14 protein-coding genes are annotated in these 15,276 nt (G+C 37.1%); all 14 read left to right on the forward strand.

Annotation, left to right across the window (positions count from 1 at the left end; genetic code table 11):
• Positions 1 to 152 precede the first annotated feature (152 nt).
• The 14 genes from Q0785_RS02210 (at position 153) to Q0785_RS02275 (ending at position 15,198) form a co-directional block, all read left to right on the forward strand.
• A complete protein-coding gene (locus Q0785_RS02210) occupies positions 153 to 875 on the forward strand; it encodes a Wzz/FepE/Etk N-terminal domain-containing protein (RefSeq protein ID WP_298824682.1) in 723 nt (240 codons plus the stop codon).
• Between the two features lie 4 nt (positions 876 to 879).
• Positions 880 to 1,581: a CpsD/CapB family tyrosine-protein kinase gene (locus Q0785_RS02215; RefSeq protein ID WP_298824685.1), complete on the forward strand. Its 702-nt coding sequence runs from the start codon at positions 880 to 882 to the stop codon at positions 1,579 to 1,581.
• Positions 1,582 to 1,631: 50 nt separating this feature from the next.
• Entirely contained in the window at positions 1,632 to 2,399 is a 768-nt protein-coding gene (locus Q0785_RS02220; protein WP_298824687.1) for a CpsB/CapC family capsule biosynthesis tyrosine phosphatase, read from the forward strand.
• 126 nt (positions 2,400 to 2,525) lie between these two features.
• Positions 2,526 to 4,361, forward strand: a complete 1,836-nt coding sequence (locus Q0785_RS02225) for a nucleoside-diphosphate sugar epimerase/dehydratase (protein WP_298824690.1) — start codon at positions 2,526 to 2,528, stop codon at positions 4,359 to 4,361.
• Positions 4,362 to 4,400: 39 nt separating this feature from the next.
• A complete protein-coding gene (locus Q0785_RS02230) occupies positions 4,401 to 4,985 on the forward strand; it encodes a sugar transferase (protein ID WP_298824693.1) in 585 nt (194 codons plus the stop codon).
• A 13-nt stretch (positions 4,986 to 4,998) separates the two neighbouring features.
• On the forward strand, positions 4,999 to 5,877 hold the full coding sequence (locus tag Q0785_RS02235; protein WP_298824696.1) for an NAD-dependent epimerase/dehydratase family protein: 879 nt from the start codon (positions 4,999 to 5,001) through the stop codon (positions 5,875 to 5,877).
• A complete protein-coding gene (locus Q0785_RS02240; protein WP_298824698.1) occupies positions 5,870 to 7,099 on the forward strand; it encodes a glycosyltransferase family 4 protein in 1,230 nt (409 codons plus the stop codon). Before Q0785_RS02235 ends, Q0785_RS02240 begins: the two co-directional genes overlap by 8 nt.
• Before the next feature lie 24 nt (positions 7,100 to 7,123).
• The gene (locus tag Q0785_RS02245; protein ID WP_298824700.1) at positions 7,124 to 8,149 is read left to right on the forward strand and encodes a nucleoside-diphosphate sugar epimerase/dehydratase; all 1,026 of its coding nucleotides are present in this window, start codon (positions 7,124 to 7,126) and stop codon (positions 8,147 to 8,149) included.
• Positions 8,146 to 9,258, forward strand: coding sequence for a capsular polysaccharide biosynthesis protein CapF (locus tag Q0785_RS02250; RefSeq protein ID WP_298824703.1), 1,113 nt, complete (start codon positions 8,146 to 8,148; stop codon positions 9,256 to 9,258). Before Q0785_RS02245 ends, Q0785_RS02250 begins: the two co-directional genes overlap by 4 nt.
• A gap of 2 nt (positions 9,259 to 9,260) precedes the next feature.
• Positions 9,261 to 10,391 (forward strand): UDP-N-acetylglucosamine 2-epimerase (non-hydrolyzing), encoded by a 1,131-nt coding sequence (wecB, locus tag Q0785_RS02255; RefSeq protein WP_298824705.1) that lies wholly within the window; start codon positions 9,261 to 9,263, stop codon positions 10,389 to 10,391.
• Between the two features lie 6 nt (positions 10,392 to 10,397).
• Positions 10,398 to 11,591: a glycosyltransferase family 4 protein gene (locus tag Q0785_RS02260; protein ID WP_298824710.1), complete on the forward strand. Its 1,194-nt coding sequence runs from the start codon at positions 10,398 to 10,400 to the stop codon at positions 11,589 to 11,591.
• Positions 11,592 to 11,673: 82 nt separating this feature from the next.
• Complete coding sequence (locus Q0785_RS02265; protein WP_298824713.1) at positions 11,674 to 12,990, forward strand: hypothetical protein; 1,317 nt, start codon at positions 11,674 to 11,676, stop codon at positions 12,988 to 12,990.
• 30 nt (positions 12,991 to 13,020) lie between these two features.
• A complete protein-coding gene (locus tag Q0785_RS02270) occupies positions 13,021 to 14,286 on the forward strand; it encodes an oligosaccharide flippase family protein (RefSeq protein WP_298824716.1) in 1,266 nt (421 codons plus the stop codon).
• A gap of 90 nt (positions 14,287 to 14,376) precedes the next feature.
• On the forward strand, positions 14,377 to 15,198 hold the full coding sequence (locus tag Q0785_RS02275) for an IS30 family transposase (protein WP_298824719.1): 822 nt from the start codon (positions 14,377 to 14,379) through the stop codon (positions 15,196 to 15,198).
• Positions 15,199 to 15,276 lie beyond the last annotated feature (78 nt).

The following is a 15,276-nucleotide window of genomic DNA, read 5'->3' on the forward strand; positions in this document are numbered from 1 at the left end:
ACTTACAAATAAAGATAGCATAAATCATTCTAATAGCCTATAAAACATTTTAAATTTGGAAGTTCTTTCGACTCTTTCCTATGCTATACTATTTTAAGTTGTTTATAAAAGAGACTGGCAAGAATATGCTAATTAAAGGAGATACTTACTACATGGAAGAAACCATCAGCTTACAAGACCTGTTCAAGACCCTGAAAAAACGGGCTGGGTTAATTGCACTCATGACGATATTAGCCATCACCATCGCGGGCGTTGTTTCTTTTTTAGTCCTGACACCGATGTATCAGACATCCACACAGATCTTGGTCAACCAGGAACAGACTGAAGCCAGCCAATTGACGAACCAGAACATCCAAACCGATCTTCAATTGATCAATACATATTCAGTCATCATCAAAAGCCCAGCGATATTAGATGAGGTATCAAGCCAATTAGGCCTTGATATGTCCGTCGAGCAGCTGAACAGCAAAATTACCGTCGCTACCGCTGAGAACTCTCAAGTGGTCAACGTGACGGTACAAGACGAAGACCCGGCACAGGCAGTGGAAATCGCCAATAAAACCGCGGAAGTCTTTGAAGGCGAAATCATGGGATTGATGAACGTCGATAACGTTTCGATCCTATCACCGGCCGTACTGAAAGAAAACCCATCACCGGTTGCACCGAACCCGATGCTGAACATGGCAATTGCCGCAGTAATCGGTTTGATGCTTGGCGTTGGTATTGCGTTCCTGCTTGAATACTTGGATACGTCCATTAAGACAGAACAGGATATCGAAGAATTCCTAGGCGTACCGTTGCTTGGCGTTATTTCTCCAATAAAAGAAGAAGCAAAACTGGAACAAACCACATCAACGAAGAGAAGGGTGGGCTAACGCAATGGCGAGAAAGAAAAAAGTCCTGCAGGAAACTGCACGTAAACTCATCGCATTCACAACACCCCGCTCGTTTGTAGCGGAACAATTCCGTACCTTGCGCACCAATATCAACTTTTCATCACCAGATGCAGAAATCCGTACGCTCGTCGTAACGTCTGCAGCTCCATCAGAAGGAAAGTCGACAACGTCGGCAAACCTGGCCGTCGTTTTCGCACAGGAAGGCAAGAAAGTCTTGTTGGTGGACGGCGATATGCGCAAACCGACGACGCATTATACGTTCCGTATGGGGAACACAGTCGGCTTGTCGAGTGTATTGACGCGCCAAAACTCCATCCAGGAAGTTATCCGCCCAACAGCGGTTGAACGCCTGGACTTGATGACGTGCGGTCCGATTCCGCCGAACCCGGCAGAGCTGCTTGCTTCCAAGTCAATGACAGCGTTGATCGAACAATTGAAAGAAATGTATGACTTGATCATCTTCGATGCACCGCCTGTTCTTTCCGTAACCGATGGGCAGATCTTAGCGAACAAATGCGAAGGCACGATTCTGGTCGTCAGCTCAGGCAATACCGAAAAAGAAATGGCGCTAAAAGCCAAAGAAGCCATCGAGTCATCAAACAGCCGTCTGATTGGCGCGGTACTGAATAATTACGCTCTGGCAAAAGACAGCTATTATTATCAATATTACGGGAATGCAGAGTAAAAAGGATTTTCCTTTTTACTTTTTTTTAAGCGCACAAGGAGGAACAAGAAATGATCGATACCCATGCCCATATCCTGCCCGGACTTGATGACGGAGCGGAAACGATGGAACAGACAAAACGAATGCTGGAGAAAGCTGTTGACGAACAGCTGACCGGCATCATCGCCACACCACATGCTTTTCACCCGAACTTCCAAACAAACCTCGCAGCGCTAAATAGGCAATTGGAGCTTGTCAATAGCTATATTGCACAAGAACAGCTGCCGATTAAAATCTACAGCGGACAGGAATGCCGCCTGGGTGAAAAACTGCCGGAAAAGTTGCTGGCGAAAGAGGCGTTGACGATGGCGGGTTCCCGTTACGTTCTTTTGGAGCTTCCGTCATCTGGCATACCCGCTTACACCGTACCGATCATCCAACAATTGATCACCAATAATTACGTGCCGATTATCGCCCACGCAGAACGCAACCAGGGCATCATTGAAAAGCCGGAGCGTTTAAAGAAACTCTTGCTCCACGGAGCCATGGCACAAGTCACAGCGGGATCCGTTGCCGGAAGCTTCGGCAAAGCCATTCAGCGTACGGCCATGACCCTGATCGACGCCAACTTGATCCATGTCTATGGCTCGGATGTCCACAGCCTGGACAAGCGGCCATTCCTGTTCAACGAAGGCCTCGATTACCTGGAGAAAAAGAAGCAGCATGACATGGTCGATATTTTTTTGGAAAACAACGAACGCATCCTGTTGGATGATCATCTGCATGTGCTGGAACCTGATGACATTCAAAAAGGGAAATGGTGGAATATATTTGCTTAATAAATAATAAAAAAGTATTAATTTGTTTTAAAAATCCTATCATTTCCATTTCATAGTATGTTAGAGTTAGATAAGATTTTTACAAAGCTATGTATATAGTACTGGGAAATGAAAGGATTGACTGCGTTGTCGTTGAAAAACCGTGTATCTTTATTACTAATCGTTGACTCATTAATTGTATTTTTCTCAATATTCGTCGGTTATTATGTGCTTTACCCTTACCAAGCTGTTCTGCAGAACCAATTCCTGATGGCAAGTGCGTTAACCATTTTCATCGCACATCACGCATTGGCGATGTACTACGGCTTGTACCGGAAAGTCTGGGAATACGCTTCAATCGGGGAATTGACGTCCATCTTTAAAGCGGTCAGCTGGTCCATCGTCGTAATTGGTCTAGTCCAATACATGTACAGAGGCGATGTCCTATTCCGCGCTTTAGCCATTACCTGGATGCTGCATCTTATCCTGATCGGTGGATCGCGCTTGTCTTGGCGGCTATTCCGTGATAACAAGATGAAACCCAAAGGTTCAGAGCTGAAGCGAACTTTAGTGGTGGGTGCCGGGAAAGCGGGCAGCTTAGTAGCTCGCCAATTGTTGGCCAATCCCGAAAACGGCTTGTTGCCTGTGTTATATGTCGATGACGATAAGAACAAACAAGGCCTTGATATTTACGGTGTCCGGGTCATCCACGGCACCACGAAAGACGTTGCGGAAATCGCCAAGGACAACCTGATTGATACGATCATCATAGCCATTCCTTCACTCGGCAAGCAGGAAACAGCCGAGCTGATCAAGACCTGTATGGACTCCGGTGTTCGGACACAAACGATTCCCCTTATTGAAGACATCATGACTGGGAAAGTGTCCGTAACGGATATCCAGGACGTTAAAATCGAGGATCTGTTGGGCCGTGATGAAGTGAAGCTCGATATGGACAAGATTGCCAATCAGCTGACCAGCAAGACGATTCTCGTGACAGGCGCTGGCGGTTCAATCGGCTCTGAAATTTCACGCCAAATTGCACGCTTCGGACCGAAAAAGCTCTTGCTTCTCGGCCACGGGGAAAACTCGATTTACTTGATCGACATGGAGCTGCGCCAAAATCTGTCTCCTGATACGGAAATCATCCCGATCATCGCAGACGTCCAGGACCGTGAACGTATCCTGGAAATCATGAAGACCTACAAGCCGGATGTCGTCTATCATGCAGCGGCGCATAAGCATGTGCCGTTGATGGAAGGAAATCCGATGGAAGCGGTCAAGAACAATATCTACGGCACGAAGAACGTCGCAGAAGCGGCGCATTTGAGCGGAGTAGGCAATTTCGTTATGGTGTCTACCGATAAAGCGGTAAACCCACCGAACGTCATGGGCGCCACGAAGCGCTTTGCAGAAATGATCGTCCAGAACTTGGCGAAACGCAGCGACACGAAATTCGCAGCGGTACGCTTCGGTAATGTATTGGGTTCTCGTGGATCGGTTATTCCGTTGTTCAAGAAACAAATCGCGGCAGGTGGACCGATTACGGTGACAGATCCGCGAATGACCCGTTATTTCATGACCATTCCAGAAGCATCACGCTTGGTCATTCAAGCCGGAACGCTGGCTGAAGGTGGAGAAGTATTCGTATTGGATATGGGCGAGCCTGTGAAGATTGTCGACTTGGCACAGAACTTGATCCGTCTATCCGGTTATTCAGAAGGCGAGATCGGCATTAATTTTTCTGGTATTCGTCCTGGCGAGAAGTTGTTTGAGGAATTGTTGAATGATAACGAAATCCAGACCGAGCAGGTGTTTCCGAAGATTTATATTGGGAAGGCGAATCCGGTTAGTGAGGGTGAGTTGACTTATCTTTTGGAGAAACTGCCTGATATGGGGAATGATGAGGTTAAGGATGTATTGGTTGGGTTGGCGAACAGAAAAAATGTAGCAATTCCAAAAGCAGAAGTTGGTTCTGCGTAATACTAAGTAACTTGAAAAATTGCAGATAGAAAGGAGAACATGATGTTCTCATTTACGAAAAGAATTATAGATTTTACTTTATCCCTATTAATTGTTATTGGTTTATCTCCTGTTCTTCTGCTTCTATGTATTTTGATAAAGATAGACTCGCCAGGCCCCATACTTTTTAGACAGAAAAGGATTGGGAAAGACAAGAGGGATTTTAATATCTTAAAGTTTCGGACGATGAAAATGGATACGCCAAACGATATGCCAACACACTTGCTAGAAAAACCTGACTTTTTTATTACGAAAACAGGTAAGTTTTTACGCAAGACCAGTTTGGACGAATTGCCTCAACTATTTAATATCCTTAAAGGTGAAATGAGCATCATTGGTCCGCGGCCGGCACTTTGGAATCAGTATGATCTAATTGCGGAGCGAGATAAATATAAGGCGAATGATATTTTGCCTGGTTTGACTGGTTTAGCGCAGATTAGCGGTAGGGATGAATTAGCGATTGAGGTTAAGGCGAAGATTGATGGAGAGTATGTTGAGAAGATGAGTCTGGTATTGGACTTTAAGATATTTTTTGGGACTTTGTTTAGTGTTTTGAAGAGTGATGGGGTTAAAGAAGGAAAATAAGAGGTGTGCTAATATGCGTATTTTAGTAACTGGTGAAAACAGCTATGCAGGCCGACAATTTGAGAAGAGAATGCTAGAGCTCAATAGTGATTGGGAAATAGATTTTATATCGGTTCGCAACAATGAATGGAAAATGAAAGAGTTCTCGAGTTATGAGGCTATCTACCATGTTGCTGCTATCGTTCATCAAAAAGAAAAGTCAGAAAATGAATCATTGTATTATAAAATAAATCGAGATTTGACATACGAACTTGCGGATAAAGCTAAATTAGAAGGTGTTAAATCATTTGTCTTTTTAAGTACAATGGCTGTCTATGGGCTTATTGGGAAAATTGGAGAGGAAACAATCATTTCTAAAGATACTGTGGAAACTCCTACTTCTTACTATGGCAAAAGTAAATTAGAAGCAGAACACAAGATAAGCGTCCTTCAGTCTGATGATTTCCAAGTTTCTATGTTACGAATTCCTATGATTTATGGTTATGGCTGTCCAGGTAATTATGCTTCTTTAAGTAAGTTAGCTAAAAAAACGCCTCTTTTCCCTAAAATTAATAATAGGAGAAGTTTAGTTTATATAGATCATTTATCTGACCTTGTAATGTATTTAATAGACAATAAAGCACATGGATTATTCTTAGTGAAAAATCCTGAAGATGTTAACACTTTAGTTATGGTAAATGAAATCGCAAAGAATAATAACAAAAGAATTATAAATTCTAATATATTATCATTATTTATTAAATCATTTGGTAACAAGTTCAGTATTACAAGAAAAATGTTTGGAAATATTATTTATAAAAATGAAGATTGTAAAATAGATGGTTTTCAATACACTAAATTGAGTTTCGAGGAAAGCATCACTCGAGCTGAAGGTAAAGAACTGGGTGGTTAAAATTAAAAAAGATGTAGCTATACTTTGTCAATATTTTTATCCTGAACATGTATCTTCTGCTACTTTACCGACCGAATTAGCAATAGGCTTACAAAAGAAAGGTTTAGCAGTGGGGGTCGTAAGCGGCTATCCCCAAGAATACATTAATGAAAAAAAAGAAGAAAAAGAACTGCCAAATGATTTAGATGGCATTGATATAAAAAGAGTAAAATATACTACATTTAATAATAAAAGTAAGTTTGGTCGGATTTTTAATTTCTTTTCCCTATTTCTTGCTATGATTACAAAGGTTTTTTATCTCAAAAATTTTAAAAAAATCATTGTATATTCTAACCCACCAATTTTACCGTTAATTCCATATGTATTAAAGAAGATTTGTAAGATTGAATTCATTTTTGTGGCTTTTGATGTTTATCCAGATAATGCTTTGAAAATGAAAGGGATCAAAGAGAATGGTCTAATCCATAAACTTATGGACTTCGTGAACAAAAGAGTTTATAAAAATGCATCTCATGTAGTTCTTTTAGGGAATGAAATGAAAAAATATGTTATTGAAAACAGGATTGCTGAAAAAGAAAGTAATTTAACAGTAATTCCAAATTGGTTCTCTAATGAAAAAGTTTTGGAAAGCAACATTGTTTTAAATACAGAATTTAAAGAAATTAAAGCGCAATATCAATTTGTAGTCTTATATTCTGGAAATATGGGTTCTTTCCAGGATATTGATACAATATTAAATGGCATTTTAAACTATAAGAATCGCAAAGATATATTCTTTGTTTTTTCTGGTCACGGTAATAAAGTTGAAAATGTTAAAGGGTTTTTAAAGGATAATGATATTACTAATGCAAAAGTGTTTGGGTTTTTAACGGGACAAGATTATGCGGATGTATTAGCTATAAGTGATTTATGCTTAGTGAGTTTAGAAGCAGGTATAGAAGGTCTTGGAGTGCCAAGTAAAACTTATGGATATTTAGCAGCCGGTAAACCTGTTCTGGCTATAATGAGTTCAGAAACAGATATAGCAAGAGATTTGAAAGAATTTAATTCTGGAGAGAACATTCAACAAGGTGATATAGATGGATTTGTTGACTCAATCAAAAGATATTATGAAAATAGAGAACTTACGAATAAACAGTCTTTGAATGCAAGGACTTTATACGAATCTAAATATACGAAAGAAATCAATGTAGATAGATACTATAAGTTACTGGATTTATAATCTAAAGAAAAGAAGTGAATTAACATGTTTAAAGATAAAACTTTACTTATAACAGGCGGAACAGGTTCATTTGGCAACGCAGTTTTAAATAGATTTTTAGATACGAATATCAAAGAAATCCGTATCTTCTCAAGAGATGAAAAAAAGCAAGAAGACATTAGAAAACGTCTTAATAATCCTAAAGTGAAATATTATATTGGGGATGTTAGAGATATAAATAGTATAAATACGGCTATGAAAAATGTTGATTATGTATTCCATGCAGCAGCTTTAAAGCAAGTACCTTCTTGTGAGTTTTTCCCTATGGAAGCAGTCAAAACAAACGTATTAGGCACAGAAAATGTTCTTAATGCTGCTATTCAAAACGAAGTGAAAAAAGTTATTTGTCTTTCGACAGATAAAGCTGTTTATCCAATCAATGCGATGGGGATTTCAAAAGCTATGATGGAAAAAGTAACTGTAGCAAAATCTCGGACTGTAGATGTTAATGACACTAATATCACAGGTACTCGTTATGGAAATGTGATGGCGTCACGTGGATCGGTAATTCCTCTATTTATTGATCAAATTAAAGCTGGTAAACCTTTGACTATCACGGATCCAGAAATGACGAGATACTTAATGTCGTTAGAAGATGCAGTTGAATTAGTTTTATTTGCTTTCTTGAATTCAAATCAAGGAGATATTTTTGTTCAAAAAGCGCCGGCCTCTACGATCGGGGAACTTGCTCAAGCACTTAAAGAACTGTTTAAAGTCGAAAATCCAATTGAAGTGATTGGAACTCGTCATGGAGAAAAATTGTATGAAACTCTTCTAACCAGAGAAGAAATGGCTGTCGCTACAGATATGGGCGGCTATTATCGCATTCCGGCCGATAACCGCGACTTGAACTACAATAAATACTTTACTGAGGGTGAAGAAGAAATCTCAGAAGGTTGGGAATATAACTCTCACAACACGCACCGTTTAACAATGCCGGAGATTAAAAAACTTTTACTTACATTAGATGTTGTTCAAGAAGAACTAGCAAAAATGGGTGTGACGCAATGACCAAAATTTTAGTGACAGGTGCCAATGGATTTGTCGGTAAAAACTTAGTAGCAGAATTAAAAAATCAGGGATATGAAGAGTTGTATATATTTAATAGAGAGAACTCTTCTGAGGACCTTGAACAGTTCACGAAAGATTGTGATTTTGTCTTTCATTTGGCAGGCGTCAACCGTCCTCAAAATGAAAGTGAATTTATGGAAGGCAACCATGGGCTAACTTCTCAATTGCTTCAGCTTCTAGAAAAAAATGAAAACAAAGCTCCAGTATTAATTACTTCTTCTATCCAGGCTGAAAATGATAATCCTTATGGGAAAAGCAAGAAAGCCGGAGAAGATGAATTGTTTGCCTATGCTAAACAAACAGGTGCAAAAGTATTTATCTACAGATTGCCGAACTTATTTGGAAAATGGAGCAAGCCAAACTATAATACAGTAGTTGCTACATACTGCTATAACATCGCTAGAAATTTAGATATCCAGGTTAACAATCCTACAGCTTTACTGGAACTGGCCTATATTGATGATGTGCTTGAAGAGTTTCTCCGAGCTTTGGAAGGCAATCCAACCATCAGTGAAGATCTATGTGTTGTGCCGGTCACTCATAAGATTGAGTTGGAAGACCTAGCTGATCGGATTAAGAGTTTTAAAGAAAGTAGAAGGTCTTTAGCTGTACCAACAATGAGTGATGAAATGACGAAAAAATTATATAGTACATATCTTAGCTTCTTGCCAGAAGATAATTTCTCATATGATTTGAAAATGAATGTCGACAATCGAGGTTCTTTCACAGAATTCCTACGCACGCCTGACCGCGGTCAAGTTTCGGTTAATATTTCTAAATCAGGAATTACAAAAGGAAATCATTGGCATCATACGAAAAATGAAAAGTTCCTTGTGGTGAGCGGCAATGGTCTAATCAGATTTAGAAATATCGACTCAGAAGAGATTATTGAGTATTACGTAAATGGCGAGAAATTACAGGTAGTTGATATTCCAACAGGCTATACACATTCAATAGTGAACGTAGGAGAAACAGATTTAGTTACAGTTATGTGGGTGAACGAAAGCTTTGATCCAGAGAAGCCTGATACTCATTATTTGGAGGTATAAGGATGAAGAAGTTAAAAGTAATGACTGTTGTAGGAACAAGACCTGAAATCATCAGACTTTCGGCAGTTATTAATAAATTAGAAGAATCAACTGCGATTGAACATATTCTTGTACACACAGGACAGAACTATGACTACGAATTAAATGAAGTATTCTTTGAAGACTTCAACTTAAGAAAACCAGATTACTTTTTGAATGCTGCAAACGGTACGGCCGTTGAAACAATCGGTAATATCCTTGTGAAAATTGATCCGATTCTTGAAGAAGTTAAACCAGAAGCTTTGCTTATCCTAGGAGATACAAATAGTTGCCTATGTGCCATTGCGGCTAAAAGAAGACAGATTCCAATCTTCCATATGGAAGCTGGAAATCGCTGCTTTGACCAACGTGTACCAGAAGAAACAAATCGAAAAATTGTTGATCATACAGCAGATATTAATTTAACGTATAGCGATATTGCCAGAGAATATCTATTAAGAGAAGGCCTTCCTGCAGATCGCATAATTAAAACTGGAAGCCCCATGTTTGAGGTACTTAACTCAAGAAAAGAAGATATTGAGAAGTCTAATATAGTTGGAAAACTGAATCTTGAGGAAAACCAATACTTTGTAGTATCTGCTCATCGCGAAGAGAATATTAGTTCTGAAAAAAACTTTATGGATTTATGTGATAGTTTAAATGCCATTGCAGATAAATATAGTATGCCAATTATTATTAGTACTCATCCAAGAACACAGAAAATGATTGACGCAAAAGGCATTAAATTTAATTCTTTAATCAAGACGATGAAACCTTTAGGCTTTAATGATTATGTGAAGCTTCAGATGAAGTCAAAAGCTGTTCTTAGTGACAGTGGGACAATTAGTGAAGAATCATCTATTCTTGGATTTAGAGCACTTAATATTAGACAAGCTCACGAAAGACCGGAGGCTATGGAAGAAGCTTCTGTGATGATGGTTGGGCTAGAGAAAGAAAGAATAATACAAGGGTTAGAAATTTTAGAGACACAAAAAGAAAACACCTTGAGAAAAGTTGAAGATTATAATATGCCTAATGTTTCCGAGAAAGTAGTTAGAATAATCCTCTCTTATACTGACTATGTTAATAATGTAATTTGGAAAAAGGAAGTTTAAATTGATATGAAAATTATGATTATTGCAGACGGACATTACTTTAAAGATTCCAAAGGTGATATTTATGTTCAGTCAATTTATGACTACAATTATTTTCGGAGATATTTAAAAATATTTAACGAAATTTTTGTTTTGGTGAGGGTTACACAAGTTAATAAAATAGATCCGAAATATAAGCTCGTTTCTGGACCAGGATTACATTTTTTAGAAATCAGTAATTTTAAAGGGCCGGTAGAGTATGCAAGAAATTACTTTAAATTAAAAAAAGAAGTATTAGAATATACTCATGCAGTGGATGCAGCTATTTTTAGAATTCCTAGCGCAATTTCAATGCCGTTTATAAAACAATTTATTAAACAAGGTAAGCCATTTTCTTTAGAAGTAGTGGCTGATCCATGGACAACCTTCGCTAAAGGTACTATAGACAGTATTTTTAGGCCTTTGATTAGAATTAGTTGGACTTACAAGCAAAAAAAATATTGTAAAAAAGCTAATGGCGTTGCATATGTAACGAAAGAATATTTGCAAAAACGCTATCCTTCTAAATCGATTCTTAATGAGGAATCGGCACGTTTTTTTCATACTAACTATTCTTCTGTAGTTATTAACAAGAATTTGATAGGAGAACCAAAGAAGTATCTAATTCCAAATAAACTTACGATATCACATGTTGCAAATTCTTTTAGCTCATATGGAAAAGGTCACGTCATACTTATGGATGTTGTAAAAAAGCTCAATGATAATGGAATTGATGCTAGTATTATATTTATTGGTGATGGTCCGATGATGTCCGAGTTTAAGAAGTACGCATTTGAGAAAGGAATTCAGAAAAATGTTTCCTTTTTAGGATTTTTATCAAATAGTAATGAAGTTATTACCGAAATAAAAAAGACTGACTTGTTTGTATTTCCCACAAAAGCAGAAGGCTTACCAAGAGTCGTAATTGAAGCAATGTCAGCAGGTTTGCCAGTTATTAGTTCACCAGTAGGCGGGATTCCAGAGATATTGAAACCTCAATTTATGGTTGACTTTAATGATACAGAAAAGTTGTATGAAAAAATAGTTTACTTATCAAAAAACATTGATTTACTAGAAGCAGAGAGTAATAATAATATTGAAATTGCTAAAGAGTATACAGTAGAGAAATTATCTAAAAGAAGAAATGAATTTTATTCTAGATTTATGGAATTTATATCATAGGGCATTGAGAGACATATATCTTAATAAAATACTTTTCGAGGAAAATAAAAGTAATAATCAAAGCCGTTTTGGAGGATATCTAATGAATCTAAGCAAAAAGAAAGTGATATATTCCAAATATTTGAACTGGACTTACATAGATATATTTTTATTTCTTCTAGGAATTGTAATGATTGGATTTTTACCTGAGCATGATTTAGCTTTGCAATCGGTTGGTTTCTTTATTGTCATAATTTCTTTATATTTATGTTACAAATTTAAAGATAATGAGTTGTTATTATTTTTATTTGCTATTATTGGGTTTATTAATATTTCAATAGGTGTGAGTGATGGGATTTTAAAAGGCATACATGTTGCAGAATGGCAGTTGCAATTGAGAAGTACGATCTATAATGTCTATACAATGAAAAGTGTTCTTTTGTTACTTTTAGTAATTAATATTTTTCTGTCATACTCATGGAGTAAATCGCTCGATAATCCATTAGAATTTAAAAAAATAATAAAAAGAGATAATTTTGTCATTTCAATTACAGGAACATTTATAATGTATTTAATATTATTCACTGGTTATGATTTTTCTGCTTACAATAGTAATTCTTACATTAGTAATACAAATCCTCTAATTGAATATGCAGTAGTAATTTTTGTATTTGTTTGGTTTTACTCTGGTGAGAATAAGGTGTTGCATTATCTCAGCATTCTGTATGCAATTCTATATATATTTCTGTCGTTAACACTAGGAGATCGCTCAGCCTCTTTTTTGATGGTGTTGGCACTTTATTTATTGTATATCAGAAAAAAATCTCTCAGATTTTGGAAAGTAGCAAGTCTAGCAGTCTTAGCCATAGTATTAGCTAACTTTTTTGCAGAATATAGAGAAGGAATGAATTTAAGTATAATTTCTTCTATAGAAAATCTTATGAATAGGGGCTTATATTCTGACACAGTTTCATATAGTTACTATGCTTCTATCACCTTAAGTGCAACTTATCATGTAGAGGATACTCTAATCTATTTTTTTGAATACTTAAAGACTTGGTTTCTGGGATCGAGTTTTGACGGAAAAGGTAATATTGTTAATTACGTAAAAGATAATTTTTTCTATAACGTAGGTGGTGGCATATATCCAGCATATTTTTATTTTGGTTTAGGTTATTTTGGGGTGTTAATAAGCGGGATAGCACTATCACTTATACTAAAATATGTTTACTTATCTAAAAACATCTATTTTTTTCCAATTCAAATATTGATACCTATTATGTCATTGAGATGGTATTTATACGGTCCAACCACTTTATATAGAAGTATTTTTATAATTACTAGTTTATTAATTATCATATGTGTTGTTGTAGACAAATTAACAAAGAAAAAAGTATATAAAAAAAGTCAAACATCGTAAAGTGAAATTAACAGAATTGACGTGATTTAGATGTTTAAAAAAAATACAACAGTATACAATGTTTTCATTCTTGGAATAGGTACTATACTAGCTCAAACAATAAATTTAATTGTTCAACCAGTCCTTACTAGAATAGTTAGTCCAGAACAAATAGGCATATATACTTTTCTGATTTCAATTGCTAATTTGATAATTCCTGTCGCTTCATTGAAATTAACTATGTTAATTGTAATAGAAGAAGATGATCAAGAGGCTGAATACTTAACAGACATAAGCATAATAACAACTATTATAGTGACCATTATGTGTTTTATCATTTTATTAGTATTTTTTTTAATAGGTAATAATATTTTTACTGAAATAGGGCCTCTGATATTTTTACTCCCACTTATCATACTAACCAGTGGAATGAAATTTATTTTTTCTAGTCATAATAATAGATTCAAAATGTACGGACTCATGGCAAAAGTAGATATATTAAGAGAATTTTTTAAAGGTATTGTTCAAATAACCGGTGCTATATTTACTAATGGAGGAAATGCACTAATTATAGGATATCTAGTAGCTCCACTTTTGGGATTGAAAATACAGACGAAAGACTATTTTAAAAATTTGAGTAAAAGAAAATTTATATCTTTAGAAAATGCATTTAAAATTTTTATTTCGAATAAAAGACATGTATTTTATACAGTACCAGCACAATTTGTTAATTCTTTTTCTTATACATTAATCACTATTTCAATTATTACATTATTTTCTCCAAAAGAAGCAGGATATTATGCAATAGCTTATATGGTATTGGGTTTACCACTGGTTTTAGTCTCGAGCAATGTTAGCAAAGTATATTTTCAAAATCTTAAGAGTCTCAAGAGTGAAGGGAAATCAATTTTCAATAGTTTCCTAATTTTCACTTCTATTCTGAGTATTACATCTTTATTTTTCTTTTTAATTTTAAGTTATTCAGCTCCCATGCTCTCCAAAATTATTTTTGGAAATGGATATGAAGAATCAGGAGTATATATATCTATTCTCTGCTTGATGTATGGATTACGTTTTATTGCAACATCTATTAGTGGGGCATTTGTTTTCTTCAATAAACAAAATTGGGATATGTATTTTCAATTTTCATTAGTAATGATGGGTTTGTTAGCTCATATTTTTACGGTCTATCTTAGTTTGAATATATATCAATATTTATTAATGATAAGTACCGGCTATGGTGCTATTTATGCACTAATAGTTTTGGTAATTGGAATATATTCAAAAAAAATAAATTATAAATCTATAACAATGTAGATTATCATATTAAGTCGAACGGCTAGGAAATAAAAATAGCTCAAGTGGGTACACAGTAGTTAACGCGAATCAACTAAGGAGTGTCCCCAAATGAGCTATGCCCATATCGTAACACGGGAACGTGTGTTAATCGAGAGTTATTGCCTGGAAAAGAAATCGCTGTCCTTCATCGCCACGCAGTTGAAACGAAGCAAGAGCACCATCAACTATGAGTTGAAACGCTGTAAGCCGTATAACGCCTTGTTGGCGCAGTTCGATTACGATGCCAAGCGGGAAAACTGTGGCTGCCGGCGATCGGTAAATCAAGAAGACATCGACTATATTTTGTCCAAACTCAAGCTGGTTTGGTCGCCTGAAAGCATTGTCGGCCGGTATTGGGAAACGCAAAAGAAACCCTTTCCCATCAGTGTCTCGAGCACCTATCGGTACACGGTACTCAGCCTGTTCAAGCTGTCCCAGAAGCTCCTGATCCGCAAAGGGCGGAAGCTGAAAAACAACGTCACGGAGACCCGGAGCGAGGTCGGACACTGGGAAGCCGATACGGTCATCGGCAAGTCCCACAAGAGCCAGATTCTCACGTTGACTGAACGCACCAGCCGGTTCGAGATTATCTACAAGCTGGCGGCGAAGACAGCGATTGAGACCGCGCAGGCCATCATCCAGGTGTTGAAAAACTTGCCAAAGAAAGTGGTGAAGTCCATCACCTCCGACCGTGGCAAGGAATTTCATCTGTGGGAAGAAGTCGAGAAAGGACTGGAAGTCCCGTTTTACTTCGCCGATCCCGGCGTACCGGGTCAGCGCGGCACCAACAAAAACAGCAATGGCCGCATTCGGCGCACCTATCCAAAAGGAACTGACTTCAGCCGGATGACTCAGAAGGAAATCATGGATTTTCTCTTGACGTTCAACTAGGTCCCTCGGAAAGTTTTGAATTATAATACGCCCTTTGAGGTATTCATGAGTTTCTTGCCGCGTTCGACTTGGATTGAC

The organism is uncultured Planococcus sp., assembly GCF_947501725.1.
Lineage (GTDB): Bacteria > Bacillota > Bacilli > Bacillales_A > Planococcaceae > Planococcus > Planococcus donghaensis_C.

Coding starts and splice junctions, on each gene's coding strand:
- Q0785_RS02210 (WP_298824682.1), top strand. CDS start 153: ATGGAAGAAACCATCAGCTTACAAGACCTGTTCAAGACCCTGAAAAAA.
- Q0785_RS02215 (WP_298824685.1), top strand. CDS start 880: ATGGCGAGAAAGAAAAAAGTCCTGCAGGAAACTGCACGTAAACTCATC.
- Q0785_RS02220 (WP_298824687.1), top strand. CDS start 1,632: ATGATCGATACCCATGCCCATATCCTGCCCGGACTTGATGACGGAGCG.
- Q0785_RS02230 (WP_298824693.1), top strand. CDS start 4,401: ATGATGTTCTCATTTACGAAAAGAATTATAGATTTTACTTTATCCCTA.
- Q0785_RS02235 (WP_298824696.1), top strand. CDS start 4,999: ATGCGTATTTTAGTAACTGGTGAAAACAGCTATGCAGGCCGACAATTT.
- Q0785_RS02245 (WP_298824700.1), top strand. CDS start 7,124: ATGTTTAAAGATAAAACTTTACTTATAACAGGCGGAACAGGTTCATTT.
- Q0785_RS02250 (WP_298824703.1), top strand. CDS start 8,146: ATGACCAAAATTTTAGTGACAGGTGCCAATGGATTTGTCGGTAAAAAC.
- wecB (WP_298824705.1), top strand. CDS start 9,261: ATGAAGAAGTTAAAAGTAATGACTGTTGTAGGAACAAGACCTGAAATC.
- Q0785_RS02260 (WP_298824710.1), top strand. CDS start 10,398: ATGAAAATTATGATTATTGCAGACGGACATTACTTTAAAGATTCCAAA.
- Q0785_RS02265 (WP_298824713.1), top strand. CDS start 11,674: ATGAATCTAAGCAAAAAGAAAGTGATATATTCCAAATATTTGAACTGG.
- Q0785_RS02270 (WP_298824716.1), top strand. CDS start 13,021: ATGTTTAAAAAAAATACAACAGTATACAATGTTTTCATTCTTGGAATA.
- Q0785_RS02275 (WP_298824719.1), top strand. CDS start 14,377: ATGAGCTATGCCCATATCGTAACACGGGAACGTGTGTTAATCGAGAGT.